20 protein-coding genes are annotated in these 23,606 nt (G+C 36.6%); 9 read left to right on the forward strand and 11 right to left on the reverse strand.

Features of this window, described 5'->3' with window-relative positions; genetic code table 11:
• Positions 1-41: 41 nt before the first annotated feature.
• The 3 genes from FJR11_RS10720 (at position 42) to FJR11_RS10730 (ending at position 3,946) form a co-directional block, all read left to right on the forward strand.
• Positions 42-1,472: an O-antigen ligase domain-containing protein gene (locus tag FJR11_RS10720; RefSeq protein ID WP_168503665.1), complete on the forward strand. Its 1,431-nt coding sequence runs from the start codon at positions 42-44 to the stop codon at positions 1,470-1,472.
• 118 nt (positions 1,473-1,590) lie between these two features.
• The gene (locus tag FJR11_RS10725) at positions 1,591-2,739 is read left to right on the forward strand and encodes a glycosyltransferase family 4 protein (protein WP_168503666.1); all 1,149 of its coding nucleotides are present in this window, start codon (positions 1,591-1,593) and stop codon (positions 2,737-2,739) included.
• Positions 2,740-3,028: 289 nt separating this feature from the next.
• Positions 3,029-3,946, forward strand: a complete 918-nt coding sequence (locus FJR11_RS10730) for an aspartoacylase (protein ID WP_168503667.1) — start codon at positions 3,029-3,031, stop codon at positions 3,944-3,946.
• Here the strand turns inward: FJR11_RS10730 and FJR11_RS10735 are convergent.
• The 3 genes from FJR11_RS10735 to FJR11_RS10745 all read right to left on the reverse strand — a co-directional run bounded on the left by FJR11_RS10735 (position 3,893) and on the right by FJR11_RS10745 (position 8,711).
• Positions 3,893-5,002: a glycosyltransferase family 4 protein gene (locus tag FJR11_RS10735; protein ID WP_168503668.1), complete on the reverse strand. Its 1,110-nt coding sequence runs from the start codon at positions 5,000-5,002 to the stop codon at positions 3,893-3,895. The genes FJR11_RS10730 and FJR11_RS10735 overlap by 54 nt on opposite strands.
• 103 nt (positions 5,003-5,105) lie before the next feature.
• Complete coding sequence (locus FJR11_RS10740) at positions 5,106-5,891, reverse strand: PIG-L deacetylase family protein (RefSeq protein ID WP_168503669.1); 786 nt, start codon at positions 5,889-5,891, stop codon at positions 5,106-5,108.
• A 480-nt stretch (positions 5,892-6,371) separates the two neighbouring features.
• Positions 6,372-8,711, reverse strand: a complete 2,340-nt coding sequence (locus FJR11_RS10745; protein ID WP_168503670.1) for a hypothetical protein — start codon at positions 8,709-8,711, stop codon at positions 6,372-6,374.
• 611 nt (positions 8,712-9,322) lie between these two features.
• Here FJR11_RS10745 and FJR11_RS10750 point away from each other — a divergent pair.
• The 3 genes from FJR11_RS10750 (at position 9,323) to FJR11_RS10760 (ending at position 13,164) form a co-directional block, all read left to right on the forward strand.
• Complete coding sequence (locus tag FJR11_RS10750; protein WP_168503671.1) at positions 9,323-10,492, forward strand: glycosyltransferase family 4 protein; 1,170 nt, start codon at positions 9,323-9,325, stop codon at positions 10,490-10,492.
• Positions 10,493-10,516: 24 nt separating this feature from the next.
• The gene (locus FJR11_RS10755) at positions 10,517-11,665 is read left to right on the forward strand and encodes a glycosyltransferase family 4 protein (protein ID WP_168503672.1); all 1,149 of its coding nucleotides are present in this window, start codon (positions 10,517-10,519) and stop codon (positions 11,663-11,665) included.
• 248 nt (positions 11,666-11,913) lie between these two features.
• Positions 11,914-13,164, forward strand: a complete 1,251-nt coding sequence (locus FJR11_RS10760; RefSeq protein WP_168503673.1) for an ABC transporter ATP-binding protein — start codon at positions 11,914-11,916, stop codon at positions 13,162-13,164.
• Between the two features lie 28 nt (positions 13,165-13,192).
• Here FJR11_RS10760 and FJR11_RS10765 read toward each other — a convergent pair whose 3' ends face one another.
• From FJR11_RS10765 to FJR11_RS10785, 5 genes are all read right to left on the reverse strand, one after another.
• Positions 13,193-13,471, reverse strand: coding sequence for a hypothetical protein (locus FJR11_RS10765; RefSeq protein WP_217358225.1), 279 nt, complete (start codon positions 13,469-13,471; stop codon positions 13,193-13,195).
• A 357-nt stretch (positions 13,472-13,828) separates the two neighbouring features.
• Positions 13,829-15,517, reverse strand: a complete 1,689-nt coding sequence (locus FJR11_RS10770; protein WP_168503675.1) for an NAD+ synthase — start codon at positions 15,515-15,517, stop codon at positions 13,829-13,831.
• A 59-nt stretch (positions 15,518-15,576) separates the two neighbouring features.
• Positions 15,577-16,323, reverse strand: a complete 747-nt coding sequence (locus FJR11_RS10775; RefSeq protein ID WP_168503676.1) for an NUDIX domain-containing protein — start codon at positions 16,321-16,323, stop codon at positions 15,577-15,579.
• On the reverse strand, positions 16,293-16,883 hold the full coding sequence (locus tag FJR11_RS10780; protein ID WP_174763000.1) for a nicotinate-nucleotide adenylyltransferase: 591 nt from the start codon (positions 16,881-16,883) through the stop codon (positions 16,293-16,295). The genes FJR11_RS10775 and FJR11_RS10780 overlap by 31 nt, the downstream gene beginning before the upstream one ends.
• Positions 16,884-16,918: 35 nt before the next feature.
• Positions 16,919-18,310: a nicotinate phosphoribosyltransferase gene (locus tag FJR11_RS10785; protein ID WP_168503678.1), complete on the reverse strand. Its 1,392-nt coding sequence runs from the start codon at positions 18,308-18,310 to the stop codon at positions 16,919-16,921.
• A 379-nt stretch (positions 18,311-18,689) separates the two neighbouring features.
• Between FJR11_RS10785 and FJR11_RS10790 the strand changes: the two genes are divergently transcribed.
• On the forward strand, positions 18,690-18,839 hold the full coding sequence (locus FJR11_RS10790) for a nicotinate phosphoribosyltransferase (protein ID WP_168503679.1): 150 nt from the start codon (positions 18,690-18,692) through the stop codon (positions 18,837-18,839).
• A gap of 103 nt (positions 18,840-18,942) precedes the next feature.
• Here the strand turns inward: FJR11_RS10790 and FJR11_RS10795 are convergent, their stop codons facing one another.
• Entirely contained in the window at positions 18,943-19,623 is a 681-nt protein-coding gene (locus FJR11_RS10795; protein WP_168503680.1) for a tetratricopeptide repeat protein, read from the reverse strand.
• Positions 19,624-19,969: 346 nt separating this feature from the next.
• On the opposite strand from FJR11_RS10795, the gene FJR11_RS10800 reads away from it, so the two are divergent.
• Positions 19,970-20,296 carry a YbjQ family protein gene (locus FJR11_RS10800; protein ID WP_027402424.1) on the forward strand — a complete coding sequence of 109 codons (327 nt, stop codon included), beginning with the start codon at positions 19,970-19,972 and terminating at the stop codon, positions 20,294-20,296.
• 236 nt (positions 20,297-20,532) lie between these two features.
• The gene (locus FJR11_RS10805; protein ID WP_168503681.1) at positions 20,533-21,171 is read left to right on the forward strand and encodes a hypothetical protein; all 639 of its coding nucleotides are present in this window, start codon (positions 20,533-20,535) and stop codon (positions 21,169-21,171) included.
• A gap of 19 nt (positions 21,172-21,190) precedes the next feature.
• Here FJR11_RS10805 and FJR11_RS10810 read toward each other — a convergent pair whose 3' ends face one another.
• Together FJR11_RS10810 and FJR11_RS10815 are read right to left on the reverse strand one after the other, a co-directional pair.
• Positions 21,191-21,739, reverse strand: a complete 549-nt coding sequence (locus tag FJR11_RS10810) for a carbonic anhydrase (protein WP_168503682.1) — start codon at positions 21,737-21,739, stop codon at positions 21,191-21,193.
• 6 nt (positions 21,740-21,745) lie between these two features.
• A complete protein-coding gene (locus tag FJR11_RS10815; protein ID WP_168503683.1) occupies positions 21,746-23,434 on the reverse strand; it encodes a SulP family inorganic anion transporter in 1,689 nt (562 codons plus the stop codon).
• Positions 23,435-23,606: the final 172 nt, after the last annotated feature.

A 23,606-nucleotide genomic window follows, 5' to 3' on the forward strand; every position in this document is an offset into this window, starting at 1 on the left:
ATTTGTAAACACCCAAATTTTTATCCAACATCGAGATCAAAGTGATTTCCAAACCAATACTTTTCAATAGTTTTTCACGAAAAAATTTTTATCCTCACGAACGAGCAGCAGAGGCTTGGATAGTCATTCTCGGCTTCCTTTTTTTAATAACATCTGGTTATTTTATTAGTGCTGCAATGTTGCGCCTAGTTTTTCCCGTGACAGCTTTACTAGTAGCTGTGTTTTTGTATTTGCGACATCCCATACTTTACATTGGCTTTACTTGGTGGATATGGTTTCTTTCACCCTTGCTAACTCGTTTAGTTGACTATCGTGTTGGCTGGGACCCTACCCGACAAATGCTCATAGCACCTTATTTAGTAGTATTTGTCACCATAGCAACTTTCTTAAAATATCTTCCTAGCTCAATTCGTCAAGGTGGTTTGCCTTTTCTATTGGGTTTTATTGGGGTATTATATGCTTTTTTGATTGGTCTAGTTTACAATCAACCAATTCCAGTAATCCGGGGTTTTCTAGACTGGATAAGTCCGATTATTTTCGCTTTTCACTTATTTATAAATTGGCGCGATTATCCCAGTTATCGGCAAAACATTCAGCGGGTATTTCTCTGGTGTGTATTGCTGATAGGAACTTACGGTATCTATCAATTTGTCGTCGCCCCTGAGTGGGATCGATTTTGGTTAATAGAATCAAAACTTTTTACCAGTTCTGGAAATCCTGTACCTTTTGGAATGCGTGTTTGGAGTACACTGCATTCAGTCGGGCCATTTGGTGCAGTCATGCAAGCTGGACTTTTATTATTATTCACCAGTTCCGGCCCTTTAATTTTTCCAGCTTCAGCGGTGGGATATTTATCATTTTTGCTATCACAAGCAAGGACTAATTGGGGTGGTTGGTTATTTGGAGTAATTATGATCATCGGTTCGGTTAAAGCCAGAATTCAAATGCGCTTAATTACAATCATTTTAGTAATGGCCATATGTGTTGTTCCCTTGCTGACTATAGAACCAATTAACAAAGTTGTGACTTCTAGGTTAGAAACTTTTACTAATTTGCAAGCCGATGGTAGCTTAAAGGATAGATCAGGGAGTTATAACAGAAACCTGGGTTTAGCCCTGACTAATAGTTTCGGGAACGGTTTAGGAAATATCTGGAAAGTCAATGAAAAAACGGGACAAATAGAAGTAGTTGTCATTGATAGTGGGATTTTAGATATGTTTTTTACATTGGGTTGGTTGGGAGGCATTCCTTATATGGGTGCATTAATCTTAATGATTATTACTGTTAGCCAATATACTGAAGCCCGGTTTGATAGTTTTGTCAGTGCTGCCCGTGCTATTGCTATTAGTTCTTGTACACAACTAATTATTGGTAGCGGAATGCTGAGTGTTTCCGGGATGATTTTGTGGGGATTTTTTGCGATGGCAATGGCAGCACATAAATATTATCAACATCAAGGAATAAAAACTTAAATAACAGACAAAATAAGTAAGTCAAAATTTTTTTACTCATCCAAATTTATCTGTGCTTAAAACATAAAACCAGGATTTTTGTCAGAAATATCCACTATAAAGCTATTAGGTTAAAATTATGAAAGTTATGGTTATCATGCCATTAGCCGAACAACGAGGCGGTGGTGAAATGATGTTTTTAGATTTGATGCAGCAGGGACGTAATGCCAATGTCGAGTGGTTGGCGATATTTTTAGAAGACGGCCCAATGGTAGAACAGGTGAGAAGCCTGGGCATTGATACGCGAGTTGTGATCAGCGGTCGTTTGCGTCAAATTCACCGATTTATTGCAACTATTTTGCGGATAGCAGCGATCGCTCGTCAAGAAAGTGTAGATGCGATCGTTAACTGGATGTGGATTACCCATATTTCTGGTGGTTTAGCGGCAATGTTCGCCGGTTTACCAGCCCTATGGTATCAATTAGAAGTTCCTTATGATCAAACTTGGTTAGTCCGGTTGGCGACTTTAATCCCAGCCCAAGCAATTGTTACTCTCTCAAAAGATGGTCAACAAGCACAAGCACAGATTTGGCCTCACAGACCAACTCCTTTAGTTTATCCTGGTGTAGCCTTAGATAGATTTGATCCTACTGTTTTGCCATCTCCCCTAGAAGCGAGAAAAAAACTAGGTTTGCCCTTAAATGTGCCTTTAATTGGCATTGTTGGCCGCTTGCAACGCTGGAAAGGAATGCACGTTTTGATAGAGGCAATGCCCCAAGTCTTACAAAAATATCCTGATGCCCATTGTGTTGTAGTTGGTGGTAAACATGATTTTGAACCAGATTATGAGGAATTATTAAATAAACAAATCACTGACTTGGAATTAACTGACAGAGTGATTATGGCAGGGTTACAGCGCAATGTTCCCGAATGGGTGCAAGCAATGGATATATTTGTCCATGCTTCTGATAAAGAGCCGTTTGGAATTGTGATTATTGAGGCTATGGCATTAGGTAAACCTGTCATTGCTGGCAATGCTGGTGGTCCCACGGAGATTATCACCGACGGTGTAGATGGACTTTTAACAGCTTACGACGATGCCAATGCCCTCACACAAGCCATTCTGCGCTATCTTGACGACCAAGAATTTGCCCAGTCTGCGGGCATAGCCGCACGACAACGCGCTCTCCAGTTTTCTACCCAACGTTATGCCCAAAACTTTATTAATACCATAGGCGATATAATGCCTAATGTTGTTGAAGAATCTGCAAAAAGACTTCCTCTATAAAGGAAGCATTCAATTTTATAGGATGATTATTTAATTCGTGAACAACAAGATCCTCGATTTCTTGAAGAAGTCGGGGATCTGAGTCTTAATATGTAAGCATTCAGCTATCAGTGGTCAGCAGTCAGCTAAAACCGGATTTTAGGGGTTTTGAAGTGGGGAGACTGACATCAGTAATTAATATTCAGAATGCTTATCAATTCAATTCTTGCTGATAGCTGATAACTGAAGGCTGAATGCTTACCTTGATATTTTCTTTTTTCTAGCAAATTTTGTTACCTATGAGGTGTTTATGAATCGAATTAACAGAGTGGCAATTGTGGGAGGAAGTCACGGTAATGAGTTAACAGGAGTATATTTAGTTAAAAAATTTCAGGAGAATAAAAATTTAATTATTAGACCAAGTTTTCAAACTTTGGCATTATTGGGAAATCTCAAAGCTATTGCTAAAGGGAGAAGATATATTGAGAAAGATTTAAACCGCTGCTTCTATAGTCAAGATTTGCTAGATACAACGGTTTCGACCTATGAAGATTTAAGAGCTAAAGAAATTAAACAACTATTACAATCAGAGAATCAAGAATTTGTAGATACAATCATTGATTTACATACAACTACAGCAAACATGGGTTTATGTATTATTTTGGGAAATCAACATCCTTTTTTACTCAAATTAGCTGCGGATTTAAGTGCAAATAATCCTTTAGTAAAAGTCTATATTCATGAACAACAAAAAAGCAGTGGGTTTCTCCGTTCCTTGTGTAATTTTGGTTTTGCCATTGAAGTTGGTGCTGTACCCCAGGGAATTTTAAATGCTGAATTATTTCAACAAACAGAGCAGCTTATTTATAATATTTTAGATTATTTTGAAGAATATAACCAAGGTAAAAATTCTCTAAAAAATCCTACGCTAACAGTTTATAAATCAATTGGTAGTATTGATTATCCTCGCAATGAAGCCGGGGAAATTCAAGCGATGATTCACCCCCAACTTCAGTTTAAAGATTATGAACCCCTACATCCAGGTGATCCTATTTTTATGACTTTCGCAGGTGAAGAAATTTTGTATCAAGGAGATTCTATTGTTTATCCTATTTTTATCAATGAAGCTGCTTATTATGAGAAAGGAATTGCTATGCACATTAGCACCAAGGAATTAATTCAGATTGGCGAATTCTCTGGGTTCTATGACTTTGATGATATTGTCTAATCTCATTAATTCACGGTATATAACTAATGTTTCTTCATTCACCCGTGCGGCACTAAATCTTGCTAGATTTTGTTGAGCGCGGAATTTCCACTGATCTAAGAGTTGGCAATCGCTCAGTAATTGTGTTAAAGCATTAGCTAAGGTAGGAATATCTTTAGGTGGCACTAAAATCCCAGCTTGACTATGATCTAAAGTTTCCGGAATGCCATCTACATCACTGGCTATAATTGCACAACCAGCTTCCCGCGCTTCTGTTAACACTAAGCCAAAGGATTCGCAGTGTGAAGCCAGCACAAAGATATCTGTTGCTAACATATAGCGTTGCGGTTCTGACTGGAATCCTTCAAAATGAATGCGATTACTAAAAGCTGTACTTTGTGCCATGGCCTCGAACAGAGGACGATCTGGTCCATCTCCTACTAAATATAAATGTGCTTGGGGAAAATCTGTGGCAACTATTTTAAATGCCTCAATTAACTCATAAATACCTTTACGGTTATACATTCCAGCTACAGTAGTTATAGATGGACTTGCCAGTGCTAGAGGTTGATAATCTTGAAGGCTTTTATGCCGAGGACTTCCTAAAGTACCGTTGCTGACTACTCGCAACTTTCTTGCCGGAATACCCCGTCGAATCATGGAATTAGCTACGGCATTACTGACTGCAATTACCTGATCTGCTAATCCCATGAGTACCGCACTATGTTGAAATTCATTATGGACAGTAGAAACTAAATGATATTCTCTATTCTTCCGAAAAATCCCTGCTAAAATAGCTCCTGTCATCATATGTACATGAACAATATCCGGTTGGAACTCTTTAATTATCTGGCGATAATCCCAAATGGCTTTAATAAGATTTAATGGTGTGCGGCACTGATTTAATTGAAAATGGCAAATACCATGATTTGCTAATAATTTTTCATATTCTCCACCAGCAGAGGCTACAGCAACATCAAGACCACTTTTTGCTTGCAAACAAGCTAAGTCTACAGCTACATTGACAATTCCATTACCGATTTCTTGAACATGATTAGTAATATGTAGAATTCGCATTTAAAGATTCTCCACAGTAATTATTTACAGCAAATATTTAGATAAATATGATTTCAGGGTATAGCCACAAATAACCTTTAACCCTGATATCTCATTTAATTAGTCAAGATTCAGATTTAAAAAATATTTCGTCTGAATTTAAAAATCTCTTAATGAATCCATGAGGTAGCATCTGAATTTGGGAAGGATAGGCGGCGATAGCTTTTTCTTTCTTCTCTTTTACTGAAGTAATTGAAAAGCGATAAGCTGCCGCAATATCTTGTAATTTCAAAAGAATAAATAATGGCGATCGCCAGAATACCCAAACAGGATATTGGAATATGTCTACTGTGATTTTGCATTGGCTAATTGCCTCTTTCACTAAGTTATAAGTAGCCTCATGATCTTGATGACAATCTTTGCGGTGAGGTACATAAACTTCCCCTGGTTGATAAAACTGGAGGAGTTGAGAAATTTGATTAATTACCTCTTGCCTGGCTGCTATATTTAACCCTGATAAACTGCCATCTCGCTGATTAAAAAAATGAATTTCTGAAGTGTTTACTCCTAAAATATTCAACGCTGTCAAAGATTCTTGTTGCCGAATATGGATAATTTGATTTTGAATATGTGGATCTGAGCCATGAGAACCTCTCCCATCGGTTAAGAAAGTTACAGCTACTGGTATTCCCTGTTCTCTTTTCCTGGCAATCATGCCTCCACAAGCAAAGGTTTCATCATCTTGATGAGGAGAAAAAACTATTACTGACTTTTCAGAAAATTTTAAAGGCTGACTTCCCCAACGCAAAATCCACCATGAAACTAAACTGCAATGAATATATTGCATCTGATTGAGTAATGATTTAGAAATTATTTTTTCTAATAACATTAGTGCTTTCTTATTATTCATAATTCTAAATTAATTCAAAATAAAAGTAAATTTTTGTTGCTTGAAACCATTTGTATAACGCATCAATAACTCCTTTGAATTTATTGATAAATATAACTATTTTTATGATAGGCAAATATTGGCAGGGCTTATTTATTTTTTTAATGAATTTATGCCTAAAATATGAAGCCTGGACAAACATAAATTAGGCTTTACATAATAATTGCCCTTGATTTTATTTTAATTACATTTCAAATAATAAAAAGTCACCTGTGCAACACAAAAGAAAGTGATTTGATCGCAAATTTTATGTATTTAGACTAAACAATTATTGGGTTTCTAAAAATATAAAAAATTAACCCCCCAATTTCTTGAATAAACTGGGGAGTTTCAGGTTTAAAGATGATTCAAGACTATTCTTCCCTCCTGCTAATTCTTCCTCCTGAATCCTAGCCCTAACGAAAAGACTTTTAACGCTGCGGTATCAGCAAGCCCTATATATCAAATAGTAAATTGATAGATAAGTACCTTTCCTTTCCAATTTTCTTCTACAAATACGAGATATTCACCATTAGTCCGACGAAAAGCACGGATACCATGGGGAATATCAATCCAGCCACTTTCCTCACCAACTTCTTTCCCTGGAGTCATCTTTTTCACGAATTCTCCTGTGGCAGCTTTATAAACATATACCTCTGCGGTTTTTACAGTGACGGCAAACACATAATCACTAGCTATACTTATGGCTGCGGTAGAAACTTCGCGCTTACCAGTGATGTCATAAGGAACTACAGTTCGCCATTTAGGAGTGCGATTTCCTTGACTCCAATTATCAAAGCGGACAATTTCCGAGCCGACAACTCCAGTGTCGTCACCAAATGCGGGATGTTCTGTGGTAAAGCCTGACAAATACATAGTATCTGTTTCTGGAAAATACTCAATCCGTCGCAAGTCGTTAAAGATGCTAGGAGTCTTGAGTTTTTGCATCGAACTATAGGTATAAATGGGGTTTCCTTTATTATCTATTCCCTGCAAAGGATAACGACGAATACCATCTTCAGTTCGCAAAGTTTTCCAAACATCACCTTTACTATCTACCCACCAACCTCCTACATAGGGATAATCTTGACTACTCTCATATTCATTTTTTTCAAATGCACCATTACCATTACTATCACGCCAAATCCACTCTCCTTTGACAGGTTGATAGGGTGGCCAATTTCCACTAATAGATTTACTCCCTTCCTTTGTACCCACAAACATCGCAGCAGGAATGGCAATTTTACCGTCTGTATTTGGTTGAAAACGATAAACTTGTAAAAAACTACTGTACATATCTGTCAGGAATAAAAAAGGTTTTCCTTGAATCCGACGCACAAAAGTTCCATCTGGGGATGTATGTAGACGGGGATCTTGAGCATATTTAAAGGGATTGATTGTGTAGGCTTTATAAGTCCACTGTTTACCAGCAGGCTGACTATAATCCATCACATATTGTTCTTGTTTGGTGAATACATTAACACCATCTGTTTGGGGATCAGTATCGGCATTATCTACAAATATTAATCCTAGTAATTGCCATTGTATTTGTCCTGATGGAGAAAATTTCCTTAAATCTGTTCCTGATTTATTGAAACCATTACTATTTATATAGAAATTACCTGTGGCATCTGTACCAACTCCTGTAATGCCATAAAGTTTTGATGTTTTGACTTCTCCAGGGACACCACTAAAAATACCGTTTTTATCGCCAAAAGTATCTACACGAACTGGCTGATTATTAATATTATAAATCACCACTTGTTGATTTATACCATTGTCTGCTACTAACAATCTGCCTCGATTATCAATGGCTAATGCTGATGGTTGCTCAATATCTGTAATTTGTTGGGATAATTTCTGCCCTGTCTGAGAATAATTGACAATTTTCCCTGGTGTGTTACTTTTTTTATTTTGAATAATCCACAAGTTACCTTTCTTATCAATCGTGATATTGCCTGGATTGGTAATAGTAAAACTATTTAATTCCTCCATTGTTTCGGTATTATAAACCCGAACAATATTTTCAGCAGCATTGCTGACAAATAGTTTATTATCTACTGTGGCTAATCCAGTGACTTGATGGCTTTTGCTGGTAATTAACATACTTTTATCCCAGCCGTTTCCTTTCCCAAAAGGTGCAGGTTTTCCTTTTAAGTCATAACGTCTGACACAATACCAATTTTGATCTTTTGGCGGATAATCTTCTTTACTTTGATCCATTCCCCCTTGAGACATAGCAATATAAATATATTTGCTGTTGACTGTGATTGCTTTACCACCTCCACGATTCCAACCATGAGTATCTTCAAGGCTCAAAATTGGTTTACCATCTTTATATATTCCTGCTTCATGACCTGCTTCATCCCAAATGCTATTTGTATAAATAGTCCCATCATCTTGGACATACATTCCTTCTATATTGTTTTGTACTCGTAATTTACCATTACCAATTGTATTTCCTAACCAAGAAGTGATATAGCTAACTTCAGAACTTTTGGCTATTTCAGGTTTTTGAACTTTTGGAACTGTTTTAGATATTTCAGGTTTTTGAACTTTTGGAACTGTTTTAGATATTGCAGGTGTTTGAATTTTTGGAACTGTTTTAGATATTTTAGGCGTTTTAGTTGTGGCTAAATCCATAGTCATTCCCGCGAATGTTACTATTAGTCCACAGGTTACAGCTAGTAAAATATTGAAGATTATTTTTTTTCGCAAATATCTAGTCCGAACTAAACCATTCAGATATCGGTGGACTTTGTGGCGATTTTTATTAAACTGCGTAAATAATTTATTGTTCATAGTTTCATAGTAATGTTTTAGTTAATTAATTAATCATCACTTAAAAGCTTTTAGAGTTTCCTGTTGTGATTTTGAATTTTTAACTCTTAATTTTGATTTGTGGTACTAGCTTCTAAATTCTTACCTATAAACTAACAAATAAATATAAGTCTGCATATTATTTCATCAAAACTTTATGAATAAAACATATTTTTAAAATAAATAAATTATACTCAATATATAAATGCTGATACTGCTCAGATAAAATTTTTATTTGTTAATCAATAAAAATAGTGATATTTCATACATTATTAGCAAGAAAATAATGCTGTTTTTATAGACAATTCCTCTAAATTTATGCTATTTAACTCAATTTATCTTTTTTAAAATCCAGTATAATATTTATCATTAGTAATATTTCTTAGTTCATAAAAAACCCTTGCCAATCAAATATTGACAGGTTAATAGTGATTATTTAGCAATAAAATATTTTTTATATTTAAACTGGTTTTAATTTTCAGCCTTGTATTAGAAGATCATGCTGAAAATAAATTATCTTCGCATAAGCAAAATAAATAAAAGCATAAATCAAAATAACTAATCTCAATTTATCTATGAAAGGAGATAACTACATGAAAAATAAAGATATCAAATTAAATTCAGTATCTGCATCTATTTTAACTTTAGGTATGGGTTGGTTTCCTAAAAATCCTGGAGGATTAGAAAGGTATATTTATGAACTGACTCATCAATTAGCAGCCCATGAAGATCAAGTAGAATTATGTGGAGTTGGTTTACCAATAGATGCAAAGAATACACATATTAAATTAACTAATTTAGCTGATCCAGATAGTAAAATTAGTTCTAGGCTATGGTCAATTCGGAATAATTTTCAGAAAACAAGACTAAGTAAGCCTGACGCTATTAATCTCCATTTTGCATTATATAGCTTTCCAATTTTAGATATTTTACCCAAAGGAATACCAGTTACTTTTAACTTTCATGGTCCTTGGGCTTCGGAAAGTCAAGAAGAAGTAGTTAATAAAAAATTTAGCATTTGGCTAAAAAAACAGCTAATAGAACAAAGCACTTATAATCGGTGCGATCGCTTTATTGTTCTTAGTAAAGCTTTTGGTCAGATTTTACATCAACAATACCAAATTCCCTGGCAGAAAATTCACATCATTCCTGGTGGAGTTGATATTGATCATTTTCGGAATAATTTATCACGTCAAGAGGCCAGAATAAAACTCGGTTGGCCCACTAATCAGCCTATATTATTTACTTCCCGTCGCTTAGTTCATCGCATGGGAATTGATAAGTTATTACAAGCTATAGCTACGATTAAATCGGGAATTCCTGATATTTGGTTAGCTATAGCTGGTCGTGGTCATATCCAAGCCTTACTTCAACAACAAGCCAGAGAATTAGGTTTGGAAAATAATGTAAAATTTTTAGGGTTTTTACCGGAAAATGATTTACCTCTAGCCTATCAAGCGGCTGATTTAACTGTTATGCCTAGTCAATCTTTTGAAGGTTTTGGATTAGCTATTCTGGAATCTTTAGCCTGTGGTACTCCTGTTTTATGTACACCTGTGGGGGGAATGCCAGAAATTTTACAGGGATTTTCTCCAGAGTTAATTACTGAAACGATTACTGTTGAAAGCATTGCTGATAAATTAGCACAAATCATGTTAGGTAAACTACCTTTACCTTCCAGAGAAGAATGTCGTAATTACACAATTAAACATTATGATTGGACGAATATTGCTCAACAAGTGCGGCAGGTTCTCTTAGCTTAAATCAATATTAACCATAGAGATTGTATGAAAATTTTATTCTTAGACCAAAGTGGTAAACCTGGTGGTGCTGAATTGTGTTTAGTGGATATTGCTAAACCTTATGGTCAAAATGCCTTGGTTGGTTTATTTGCAAATGGTGATTTTAGGAAATTACTCGAAGAAAATCAAATTCCTGTGGAGGTTTTAACAAATCAGGCGATTAAAGTTAGTAAACAAAGTGGGTTATTCCAAGCATTAGGAAGTTTAGGACAAATCACCCCTTTAATTAATCAGGTCTTTCAACGCGCTCAACAATATGATTTAATCTATGCTAATACTCAAAAAGCCTTGGTGGTGGGGGCAATAGCCAGTTTTTTAGCTCGTCGTCCTTTGGTTTATCATTTACATGATATTCTTTCTACAGAACATTTTAGTAACACCAATCTCCGGGTTGCTGTGAATTTAATTAACCGTTGTGCTGCTTTGGTAATTGCTAATTCTCAAGCTAGTAAAACGGCATTTTTACAAGCTGGAGGAAAACCGGATCTAGTTCAGGTTGTTTATAATGGTTTTGCAGCAAAAGATTATGAAGCTGATGAATTAAAAGTTAGAGAATTAAGAAAAAATTTAGGATTAGATGATAAATTTGTTGTCGGACATTTTAGCCGTCTTTCTCCTTGGAAAGGACAGCATATTTTAATTGAGGCAGTTTCTCAATGTCCGTCCAATGTAGTAGTAATATTAGTTGGTGATGCTTTATTTGGTGAACATGAATATGTCAAAGATTTACATCAAAAAGTTACTGCCTTGGGGCTAGAAAATCGAGTTAAGTTTTTAGGTTTTCGTGGGGATATTCCCCAATTAATGGCAGTTTGTGATGTGGTTGCCCATACTTCCACTGCACCTGAACCTTTTGGGAGGGTTATTGTTGAAGCTATGCTGTGCGGTAAACCTGTGGTTGCTGCTGAAGCTGGAGGTGCAATGGAATTAGTGGAAGATGGTATTAATGGTTTTTTAGTCACTCCTGGGAAATCTCAAGAATTAGCAACGGTGATTAATAATTGTTGGCAAGAATCTGCAAAAACTGCGAAGATTGCTAATTATGCTAGGATTAGTGCTAGTGAACGTTTTGATGGCAAGATTATTAATCAGCAAATTCAAGAATTGCTGAAGTCAATCATCCTAAATAAATAATATTTGTTTTTTTCAACGTTAGCGTTCACGTAGTGTGCCGTATCCCTGCGGGAGCCGGAGGCATCAGGCATAGCGTGGCGTAAGCCATACCACAAAGGCACAGAGAGTGCAGAGGTAGAGAAAAAGGAGGTGTTATTTATTTGCTAGGCTTGGGCGTTCACATCTTATTTCGGAACGCTATATACTATGTAATGTATGGGTGGAAAAATTCCGCCTCTATAAATTAATAAATTTTAAAGTGAATTCTTGTGGCACAAGTTGTATTAGAAAACGTTTATAAAAGTTTTACTTCCCGCAGTGGGGAAGGGGCAAAAACGCAACAAGATGGCACAGATGGTGTCAGTGTTTTGCGACGGATTAATTTAACTATTGCTGATGGTGAGTTCATGGTGCTGGTGGGCCCCTCTGGTTGCGGTAAAAGCACTTTGCTGAGGTTAATCGCTGGCTTGGAAGTGATGACTGGTGGTAATATTTCGGTGGGAGATCGCTTGATTAATGATTTACCCCCCAAAGCTAGAGACATCGCTATGGTGTTTCAAAATTATGCTCTCTATCCTCACATGACTGTATATGACAACATCGCTTTTGGTTTACGTCGTCAGTTTGGTGATGAAGAAGTCGGGAAAAAACCACTTACTCAATGGGGCGAAAATCTACTGGTAGGGTTGACAAAAAAGTTACCCAAGGGATTGCGTTATATTTCTCCCAAAGAAAAAATTGTTGATGAACGTGTGCAAAAAGTTGCGACTTTGTTACAAATTGAGGCTTTGTTAAATCGTTTACCCAAACAACTTTCTGGGGGACAAAGACAACGGGTAGCATTAGGAAGGGCAATCGCCCGTAATCCGCAAGTATTCTTAATGGATGAACCATTATCTAATTTAGATGCTAAATTACGGGCTGAAACTCGCAGTCAAATTGTTAAATTGCAACATCAGTTGGGAACAACGACGATTTATGTCACCCATGATCAAACTGAAGCTATGACAATGGGCGATCGCATTGCGATTATGTCAGAGGGTAAAATCCAGCAAGTTGCCGCTCCATTAGAACTATATAACCGTCCGGCTAATTGTTTTGTCGCTGAATTTATCGGTTCTCCACCCATGAATTTTATCTCCGTGGAGTTTCACGCACCTTTATTAATTACCCATGCTAACTTTCGCTTTACCCTATCAAGTGTCTGGGAAGGTGCATTACAACCTTATGACGGGCAAACTTTAATTTTGGGTATTCGTCCAGAACATCTAATTTTAGGTGTACCTGCTACCAAAAATTTACCAGTCAAAGTAGATTTAGTAGAAAATTTAGGAAACGATACTTTTCTATCTGTAAAAATTACTGATCCTGATTTACAAAATCTAGATGGACAACCTTTACAAGTTAGAGTTCCACCCGATAGATCCATAAATATAGATGAGCAACTTTGGTTATCATTTGTACCTGATAAACTGCACTTTTTTGATCCGAAAACCGAGTTAGCAATATTTCCAAAATAGAGTCTAAAGAGATAGAAACATCAAAAACTTATTTACTTTTAGCTGTTGGGGAAATTATGGATTTTTTGGGGGCATAAAAATGTACTCCTACTTTTTTGGCTATTTCTGTAGGTAAACAAATGATATCACCATTTTTACGTCTGCATAAATCTGCTCCTGATACATAAGGTTTTTCCCATTTGTCCCAACTTAAGACTGCGGGAAGAGTCAGGGCTTCTGAAACTTCTGAAACTTCTGAAACTTTTTCTTCATCTGTTGATACAATTGGTTCAGGATAACTACCAGCGTGAGCTTTATTTGTTGTCATAGATAAGCTGGTTAATATCACTAAGCTGGGGGAGATAATCCATTTCATAAGCAGTTGAGTTAGTTTCATGTTTTTTACTTGTTATCTAGGAGTAAAATTTGGCAAATTGCGGCTGAAATTGCTAATTATAGCAGTAAAAATTATGGTTAGAAAATTTTAATAAAGATATTGATTTTGAATGATCTTGTCTCCTGTTTTAATATAATAGTATGTTCTTAAAGTTACTTTAATTTGAAATTTATGTCTTAATTATTACTATTCTCTAGCTATTTGCCTACAGTAATTTTACTTAAAATTTGTATATCCCCAATTTCTTAGAGAAATCAGGGATCTGGTGTTTGAAGTCAGTAAAAATAATTAAGAAGAAGTATTTTTCAATGCTGACCAACTACTGGCAATAGGCATTCTCCACCCAGTCCCAAAAGCGCGGTCGGTAATTTTTAATCCCGGTGCAGCTTGTCGCCGTTTAAACTCAGCACGGGATAACAGTTGTAACACTCTATCAACAATTATCGGGTTATGACCTGCGGTAACAATTTGTGTTGCTGATTGATGTTGATGAATGAAACGGTGCAGAATATCGTCTAAAATTTCATAAGCTGGAAGAGAATCTTGGTCAACTTGACCCGGTTTGAGTTCCGCACTTGGGGCTTTGGTGAGAATATTTTGGGGAATAACTTCTTTTTGGTGATGAGAATTTAACCATTTGCAGATAGAATAAACGCGGGTTTTAGGAACGTCTGCAATTACCGACAAACCCCCATTCATGTCACCATAAAGGGTACAGTAACCAACAGCAACTTCTGATTTATTGCCAGTAGATAAAAGCAGATAACCGAATTTATTAGAAATTGCCATTAATAAATTACCACGAATTCGAGATTGGAGATTTTCCTCCGCAATTCCAAATTCTGTACCTGAAAATAACTCACTGAGGGAATTATCAAAACTTTGCATTAATTCCCCAATCGGTAAAATTTGGGTTTTAATATATAAATTTGCTGCCAATGCTAAAGCATCACTAATAGAATGTTCCGAACTATAGGGAGAAGGCATTAAGACACCAATCACATTTTCTTGACCTAATGCCGCAGTGGCAATAGCCGCGACTAATGCCGAATCAACTCCTCCACTTAACCCCAACAGAACTTTAGAAAAGTGACATTTACCAACATAATCTTTGACTCCCAAAACCAAAGCATTCCAAATTTCTTCATCTTCAGATTCATCAGCAGGGGAAATATCACCTAACTCTAAATCTTGTTGATTGGAATTAAATTCAACTGTGAGAAAATCAGATCCAAAACCCTTAGCCCGACAGACAATTTCACCTTGTTTATTTAAAGCAAAACTCCGACCATCAAAAATTAAATCATCATTTCCGCCAACTTGGTTTGTATAAATAATCGGCTGTTGAAAATTAATTACACTATGTTTTAACATTGCTTCCCGCAGATGTTGTTTACCAACAGTATAGGGTGAAGCAGATAAATTAACAATTAAATCTACTCCTAAATTTGCTAAATCAGCAATAGGATTAACAGCGTAACTCCGCTTACCCCAAAATTCCTCATCATTCCATAAATCTTCGCAAATTGTTACGCCAATTTTGAGATCATCTAATGTGAAATAATTGGCTTCTAGTCCATGTTCAAAATAACGATGTTCATCAAAAACATCGTAAGTTGGTAATAGCCGTTTATGGAAAAATTGCTGAATCTTACCATTTTCTAATAAAGCAATGCTATTAAATAAATTTTTACCCCCAGTAATATGCGCTTGGGAATTTTTAACCACAGTTCCCACTAATACAGCTAAATTTGCTGGTAAATCTTCAGCTAATTTTTGCAATGTGTGATCCATTGCTGTTATAAAACTAGGATTTAGTAATAAATCCCTGGGTGGATAACCACAAATAGATAATTCAGGTGTTAATAATAAACGGACACCTGTTGATGCTGCTTGTTGTGACATTTCCAGAATTTTTTGAGCATTTCCAGGCAAGTCACCAATAATAGGATTAATTTGAGCGATAGCGATTTTCATAATTTATCTGCGTTTATTTGCGTTCATCTGCGTTCAATTACTCTTGCCTCTTTTCTTCCTTAAATAAACACCAAAGGTTTATCCTTAAACGGTGCAAATGCTGCCTTGTCAAACTTATACAAACTTGCAGGACGACCTGCACCTCGTGATACTTTAATTCCTGTATCTGATAAAAAACCTAATTTGAGTAACCGCGCTCGAAAATTAGAATAATCGGCAAAATTTTCGCCTAAAACGGTGGTATATAGTTGATATAAATCATTTAAAGTGAAAGTTTCTGGTAAGACTTCAAAAGCTACGGGACTATACTCTAATTTGTTTTTTAATCTTCTATGTCCATAGGTGATAATTTCATTGTGGTCAAATCCTAATTGTGGTAATTGTTTGACAGGATACCAAGCAATACCAGCGACTTTATCCGCAATTAATTCTGCTTCTTCAAATCTGACTAAGGCAAAGTAACTAACTGATAAATAACGGACTCCATAACTATCAATTTGTTCTCTGGGGTCACGCTTTGGACCACCAAAAGTATATAGTTGTTCTAAATAAAGATTATTCACCTTTATTTTCTCAGCCATAATGCGATAAGCAGCATCTTCTAAGGATTCTCCTTGACGGACTAAAGTACCAGGAAGACTCCAAGAATTTAAAAATGGTTCTTGCTGTCGCATGACTAAAAGAACTAACAGCCGATTTTGGGCAGTATCTACAGAAAAAATCACATTATCAACACCAACTTTAAAGTCAGCTAAAGGTTGTTGATTGATGGAGTTTAGAATCTTTTTTTGGTTACGTATTGGCATTCGTACAAATGCTGTTGATGAATATAGGCAATGACGGGAGGTGTGAGAGTATTAATATCTCCTTGTTCACGAAAAGCAGTAGAGGAAACATCTAAACCAATTAAATTAGCAATGGCAATTTTTCCGCCAATTTTTTTCACGTTTTCTAAACTAGAATCATCTATTACATATCCTGGTCTAGGAATTACGAGTAATTGCACTTGTTGTAATAAATCTTTAACATGATACCACCGGGGTAATTGACTCACTAAATCAGCACCAATTACTAAGGTATATTCAACATTTTCACCCCACTGTAATTTTGCTTTACCTACAGTTTCTAAAGTTTTCCAACTACTCAAATCTTGTTCTAAAGCAATATTTTGTCTAAAAACATTGATATCTTTAATCAACAGTTCTAACATTGCTGCCCGATGAGGTAAAGGCGTTTGTTGGGACTTGAGGGGATTATCCGCAGCCCACACAGCTACCCAATCATAACGTTCAGATAACCATTTGAGAATTATTAAATGTCCAGCAGTTGGTGGATCAGCACTTGTACCAAATAAAGCAATTTTCATCATATTTTCTGTAGGGGCGGGGTTTCCCCGTCCATTTAGTTAATTCTGTTTCTTTTTGTTTTTTCTGTCAATTTTTGCAATGATTCTGAAATTTCAATTTTAACAGAAATAGGATTTTCTAATCTTCGTGTTTCTTCTGGCAAACTCATCACAGAAGCCGCAGTTCGTTGGCGAATTATAGTTAAAGTTTCTGGCACTTGCAATTGTTTACCTGCTTGCATAAATAACTGCAATAAAGGTTTGGCATTTCCAGAATTTTCAGCTATTAAACCCAATCTATCTTTCTTTAATTTACCATCTATAAAGGAGCGGAAAATTTGTTTTTTACCTGGATAAGTGAATTTACCAATTGATTCTTTCATTACAGGAATTTCATCAATATCCACAAGTTTATAAACGCCATTTACAGGTGAACCTGTCACTAATTTCGTCCCTAATCCATAACCATCAATTTCTGCTCCTGCGGTTTTAAGTCGGCTAATTTCCCATTCATCTAAATCGCCACTAGCGAAAATTGATATATTAGGTAATAGCGATCGCACTTGTTTTGATAAACTAACTAAATCCCCAGAATCTAACCTGACTCCAGATAATTTTAAGTTTCCTGAATTGACTTTTTCTGCTAATTTTTCAGCAGCGCGAACCGTGTCATAAGTATCAATTAATAATGGCGCACCGGGAAAATATTGATGAAATGCTGTAAAAGCTTGTTCTTCACTCCCTTCTAATGCTGATAAAGCCATGACTAAAGCGTGTGCCATTGTACCACTTGGTTTTTGTCCTAGCTGTAGCGCAGCTAACACATTAGAAGTGGCATCTAAACCACCTGCCAAAGCTGCCCGTGCAGCCCATAGCGAGGCTTGGGGGCTAAAAGCCCTGCGCGTGCCAAATTCTAAAAGTGTAGCTTTTTCTCCGGCTATATCCCGTAATCTTGCCGCTCTAGTCGCAATTAAAGTTTGGTAATTAAGAGTATTTAAAAGATATGTTTCTACTATCTGCGCTTGCCATAAAGGTGCTTCTACTCGCAGCATGGGTTCATTGGCAAATACCGCTGTTCCTTCGGGAACTGCCCACACATCTCCAGTAAAACAACCTTCTCTTAAAAGTTGCCAAAAACGCTGATTTGCATGGGTAAAAATGCCCGTTTCTTGCAAAGCTGCAATTTGAGCATCATTAAACCGGAATTTAGTTAAATATTCCAAAGCTTGTGCTAAACCCATGGCTATTAAATAGCCAAAACCATCAGGTAAGCGTCTGACAAATAATTCAAAACTGGATTTTTTTTGTTCTATACCTTCACCCACATAACAAGCTGCCATTGTTAGCTGATAAAGATCAGTTAGCAAGCTGTAATCTTCAGAACTGAGATTTAGTTCTGGGTGCTGATAGCTTTTATTTTCATACTCTATATCTGGGAAAGTTGTCATTTGAGATTTCCCTACCAAGAATGCTGCTCTATTTATGGTAATATTCACCATAAATAATGTCAAGGCCTAGTGAATAAATAATCCTAAATTGCCCAAAAGCCTATATTTACAAGGGAGTTAAGCTATTATTTTGCGATTATTTTATATTTCTTAATAGTACAAACTATTATTTTGCTCTGGAAATACCCAATTATAAATTTTCGGTTACAATTAGAATTAAATAAAAAAGTTAGAGAAATCACAATTATAAAGTATTGCAAAGTTATCTAAAAAAAGATGATGTTTAGTATAGATATATGGAGAATATTAGCAAATAGATAATGACAGGATTACAGTAAAAATATCACCGATAAAAAAAGTGAAAAAGGGGCTTAATATTATGGCTATCTCCAAAATGTTTGTTAATATGGCTCAATTTGTTTCTGAAGCCTTTATGCGGATTTTTACCCCTGCCAATGATGCTTATCCTGTGATTGGGGTACAGCCTTTTACAGGTAGTATATGTAAAAAAGGTAAGGCAGGTTGGTAGATATTAACTTAGTAACACTTAAGATTCTCCTTAAAAATATCTCAAAAAAAGATCCCTAACTTCTCCAAGAAGTCGGGGATCTAAATCTTTTTAAAACTCAAATCTAACCACCTATTTCTCGCAGCATTGTTTGTACTCTCTCTGCTCCTTCTGTGTCATTTCCCCGCCGATACAAATCTAATGCTTTTCTCAAAACTTTGTTTGCTTGTGGAGTCTGCCGTTTTTGTTTAAACATTGAACCAATTAACTCATAGGTACGGGGATTATTTTTATCTAGATTAACTGCTTGTTCATAAGCCCACAAAGCTGATGGATAATCACCTAAGCTAGTTTGAGCAACTCCTAATCCTAAATAAGCGTTAAGATTATTCCGATTTAATTGGATAGCGCGACGGTAAGCTTCTTTTGCACCTTTGTTATCTCTCGTACTACTTTTGATATAACCCACAGCATAGTAAAAATCACTATTATTAGGATTAATGGCAATAGCTCGACGATAAGCAGCTAAGGCTGAGGGGAAATTGCCTTGTTGAGTATGTAAATAGCCAATACCCGCATGAATTCTTTCATTTTTGGGAGCTAGTTGTGCGGCTTGTTGATAAACAGCGATCGCTCCATTATAATCTTTAGAATCTACCAGTCTTTTTCCCTCTTCTATGAGGTTTTTTAACTCTGTATTATTAGCTTGTACCACTAAGACATCAGCTTTTACGACTATAGGTATGCTAGTAAATAAACATCCTAATAATAAGGCAGTTAACACAAGTGATGTTTTTTTGTACATAGTAAATTTTCCTAAATTCTCTTAAACCGTTTTTATTCGTACATTAAAACAAAAATATTGATCTTTGTAATCTGTATTTATTCACATTCCGGAAATATCAATAATTTCTTCAATTAATCAACACATTCAGGATTATAGCAATGAATTAATACTTTCGCCAACGGATACCGATAAATTATCATGCAAGTATCTTGATTATTAAAGCAATTGACAAAATTTATTCTTACTCCTGAGTATTTATTATATATGTGTTATTTTTAGTTGTATGCTATTGTGCATATAATTTGCACGATAAATTATTGATTTTCACTAATTTCTACTTGTCTAGTTCCTCAATAATAAATATATGCTGCTAACTACTACTGACGTAATCCAAGGTGCTGTAATTCAATCATATCTAGGTATTGTTACAGCAGAGGTTGTCTATGGTAGCAATTTTCTGCGGGATTTTTTAGCGAGTATTCGGGATATTGTTGGTGGCCGCACTGGCAGCTACGAACGTCTTTTTGAAGAGGGACAACGCAAAGCAATGGAAGAATTAGAACAAAGAGCGCAACGCTTAGGAGCAGATGCTGTTGTGGGTATCGCCGTTGACACAGGCACAATTAATGTTGATCAATCTGGTGTTTTATTAGTAATTACAGCCACAGGTACAGCCGTCAAAATTCGTTAATATTTTCCTAATTTTGTAATTTTTCACTTTTTGCTCCTCTAGCCAATTTATGACTAAAGAAATAGGAAATAACTCTTTCTAGTGATAGAGACTGAGAATTATAATTAGCGATTTAATTTTAAACATAAGCATAAAAAAGAGCGTTGAGAAGAAAGAATTCAAAACAGAGGATTTTTTCTGGGCAAATATACAATACATAAGCAACTTTGCTGCAATAGCAAGGGAGAAAAATAGCTATGTCATACGTAAATCGGGTAGGGGAGGAAATTAGTTCTCCTGAGTCTTTGATAGCCAGTAGAGTAACTGAATATCGAGACCGCGTGCGTTGGGGTCCAATCATTTCCGGGGTGCTAGTGGCTTTAGCAACGCAATTAATATTGAGTTCCTTTTTTAATGCCCTTGGTGCAGGGAGAATTGCCGAATCCTTAAACCCAAGAACAATTGCCCCGGCTATTATTAGTAATGTCGGAATTTGGTCAACAATCGCGTTATTACTGTCTCTATTTATTGGGGCTTGGATAACAACCCGTGCTTGCGGACCCATGCACAGAGACACAGCAATACTCAATGGTGCAATTCTTTGGGCAACAACTCTAGCACTTAGCTCTTTTCTATTAGCAAATGGAGTCTGGGGTGCTTTTGGTGTGGTGGCTTATAATGCAGCACTAGTTATTAATCAACTACAGCAACAAGGTAATGTTATAGCACCCAATGTACCTATCTTAACTGCTGAACAAACTCGTGATATTGCTGCTGCAACTTCAAGAACTTTATGGTTTTATGTTTTTGGTTCTTTATTAGGTTTACTTACTTCTTTAGTGGGAGCAGTAGCAGGTGCGCGGACCACAGCTAGAACTAATAATTACAATTCTTGATTGAATCTTGATTGAAAAATTATAACTTCGGTAAAACTTGTTGGACTTTTCCTTGATTGAGAGTTGCAAAATACAGTTCAATTCCAAGATCAGGATAGCGACTGCGAATTGATGAATAGGCACGACTTAAATAATCTGTATGTACTTGCAACTCTCGTTCTGGATCTTTACTTAAATTAGGATCAATCATCATTGCATAAGCTCCACAATCTTGATGATCAATAATCATAACTTTGTTGATATGATGGAGTTTATAGGAGATATCTAACTGATCCCAAAATGCTTCAGCATCAGATTGGTGTGGGAATCCTGTGACAGCCAGAGAAGCACCTGCTAAGGCTGTCCAATCATATTCGTCAGTTAGATTTTTATTCCTTAAAAAATAGCGTTCTGCTGTCAAAAACCGAAAATCAATACAACTGAGAACTAAAGCTTTTGTTTGATGAACTTCGGCGTTAGCTGGTTTCGCTGATTGCAGGACAGTAAAGGCTACTACTGCGGGAAGGAAAGATTTAAGAAAGTGACGACGACTAGAACAGCAAAGACATTGATTGATAGTTTTGTTCATGTTTTATCAGTCATTTAATTCCATTAATTCTTTTGATTTTAAATCAGTTGCGCCCGGTTGCAAACATTCGACAATCTGGGGAGAGATAGAACAAATAGCATCTGTGGTTGTTTCAAAACAATTGGACAAACCAATGATTTTCAATAATCCTGAACGTTCCAGCAGTTGTTTAACTTCCGGTTGTAAACCTGTGAGAATTAAGCGGCAATTATGGCGTTCTAAGTCATGGTAAATATCCTCTAAAGCCACTAACCCAGTCGTATCCATATTTGGCACAAACCGCAACCGCAGAATTAAATATTTTACTTCTGGTTCATCTCGAAGAAAGGTGGCAAATCTCTCCGCAGCCCCAAAAAATACCGGACCATCTACCCGATAAACAGCAATTTCTTTCCCTAATTCCAGGGGAGTTCCGGGGGGAAATACTTCGGTTTCGGGAATCTTCACCAAGCTTAAATCGCTCATACGTTTGATGAACAAAGCACCGGCAGCAATTAATCCTACTTCTACAGCGAGAACTAAGTCAAATAAGATTGTTACCAACCAAGTCAAAATCATCACCGCAAAGTCGGAATAGGTAGCCCGCATTAATAAACCAATGGCTTCCCACTCAATCATTCTCACACTAACTACCATGAGAATTCCCGCTAATGCTGCTAGGGGAATCTGCGCGGCTAAAGGTGCTAAAGTTAGCACGATCATGGCTAATGCAACGCCGTGAATGACTCCAGATAGTCGGGTTTTTCCCCCAGAACGGACATTCACCGCAGTTCGCGCAATTGCCCCGGTGGCGGGAATACCACCAAAAAATGGGACAATGATATTTGCTAACCCTTGACCAATTAATTCGCTATCACTATTATGTTTCTCACTGACAGTCATACCGTCAGCTACAACCGCTGATAATAAAGATTCAATACTTCCCAGTGCTGCTAAAGCCAAAGCTGGATTAATCAGTTCTCGAATGACAGTAAAATCATTCCAATGGGGAATCCCTTGAGGCATGGGTAAAGATTGGGGAATCGCGCCAATTGTGGGAACATTGAGATGAAAATAAGTAGCTATTCCCGTCGCTAACACCAACCCCACCAAAGAACTGGGTATTATATTATTAATCTTCGGCCATAAAACAGTAGTCACAATTACCACAATTGCCAGTCCCACTGCTGCCCAATTTACAGCTTCTACATGAGTTAAACTTTGCCAAACTCCCGGCAAAAAATGTTCACTTCGGGGTAATTTTAAACCAAAGAAATTATTTAATTGACCACAAAAAATAATGACAGCAATCCCATTAGTAAAACCTGCTGTCACTGGATAGGGAATAAACTTCACTAATTGTCCCAGTTTAGCCACACCCAAAGCAATTTGGATAATACCAGCCATTACTCCCGCAATCCAAACTTTCTCAATTCCGTATTTAGCAACAATTCCCACCAAAACCACCGCCATTGCCCCTGTTGGTCCGGTAATTTGGACTGGAGAACCGCCAAACATAGCCGCCACAATCCCCGCCACAATAGCAGTATAGAGTCCCGCCTTGGGTTCAACTCCACTAGCGACAGCAAAAGCCAACGCCAAAGGCAAAGCGACTACTGCTGCTGTTAATCCTCCCGTCAAATCGCCACGCAGACTACTAAACCAGCTCCTCAGACGCAAAAGCTTTGATTCTTCGATAGTATCAGCAATCGCCATATTGTTATTTTCAACTTTTATACACAATTTGCAGTTATTCTACTACCAATTGCATAAAGATGATTATTCCTTACTATTGACTTGGTAATAGTTAATATTTAAATATCATCCTACTTGTCCTATTCCAACTAAAATTCAACTAAAAAACATCAGCTTGAAGTTAGATAATCTT

The organism is Anabaena sp. UHCC 0187, from assembly GCF_009712035.1.
Classification (GTDB): domain Bacteria; phylum Cyanobacteriota; class Cyanobacteriia; order Cyanobacteriales; family Nostocaceae; genus Dolichospermum.

Coding starts and splice junctions, on each gene's coding strand:
- FJR11_RS10805 (WP_168503681.1), top strand. CDS start 20,533: ATGTCATACGTAAATCGGGTAGGGGAGGAAATTAGTTCTCCTGAGTCT.
- FJR11_RS10785 (WP_168503678.1), bottom strand. CDS start 18,310: ATGACAACTTTCCCAGATATAGAGTATGAAAATAAAAGCTATCAGCAC.
- FJR11_RS10730 (WP_168503667.1), top strand. CDS start 3,029: ATGAATCGAATTAACAGAGTGGCAATTGTGGGAGGAAGTCACGGTAAT.
- FJR11_RS10795 (WP_168503680.1), bottom strand. CDS start 19,623: ATGTACAAAAAAACATCACTTGTGTTAACTGCCTTATTATTAGGATGT.
- FJR11_RS10815 (WP_168503683.1), bottom strand. CDS start 23,434: ATGGCGATTGCTGATACTATCGAAGAATCAAAGCTTTTGCGTCTGAGG.
- FJR11_RS10780 (WP_174763000.1), bottom strand. CDS start 16,883: ATGAAAATTGCTTTATTTGGTACAAGTGCTGATCCACCAACTGCTGGA.
- FJR11_RS10790 (WP_168503679.1), top strand. CDS start 18,690: ATGGCTATCTCCAAAATGTTTGTTAATATGGCTCAATTTGTTTCTGAA.
- FJR11_RS10745 (WP_168503670.1), bottom strand. CDS start 8,711: ATGAACAATAAATTATTTACGCAGTTTAATAAAAATCGCCACAAAGTC.
- FJR11_RS10800 (WP_027402424.1), top strand. CDS start 19,970: ATGCTGCTAACTACTACTGACGTAATCCAAGGTGCTGTAATTCAATCA.
- FJR11_RS10770 (WP_168503675.1), bottom strand. CDS start 15,517: ATGAAAATCGCTATCGCTCAAATTAATCCTATTATTGGTGACTTGCCT.
- FJR11_RS10775 (WP_168503676.1), bottom strand. CDS start 16,323: ATGCCAATACGTAACCAAAAAAAGATTCTAAACTCCATCAATCAACAA.
- FJR11_RS10750 (WP_168503671.1), top strand. CDS start 9,323: ATGAAAAATAAAGATATCAAATTAAATTCAGTATCTGCATCTATTTTA.
- FJR11_RS10765 (WP_217358225.1), bottom strand. CDS start 13,471: ATGACAACAAATAAAGCTCACGCTGGTAGTTATCCTGAACCAATTGTA.
- FJR11_RS10755 (WP_168503672.1), top strand. CDS start 10,517: ATGAAAATTTTATTCTTAGACCAAAGTGGTAAACCTGGTGGTGCTGAA.
- FJR11_RS10725 (WP_168503666.1), top strand. CDS start 1,591: ATGAAAGTTATGGTTATCATGCCATTAGCCGAACAACGAGGCGGTGGT.
- FJR11_RS10810 (WP_168503682.1), bottom strand. CDS start 21,739: ATGAACAAAACTATCAATCAATGTCTTTGCTGTTCTAGTCGTCGTCAC.
- FJR11_RS10740 (WP_168503669.1), bottom strand. CDS start 5,891: ATGAATAATAAGAAAGCACTAATGTTATTAGAAAAAATAATTTCTAAA.
- FJR11_RS10735 (WP_168503668.1), bottom strand. CDS start 5,002: ATGCGAATTCTACATATTACTAATCATGTTCAAGAAATCGGTAATGGA.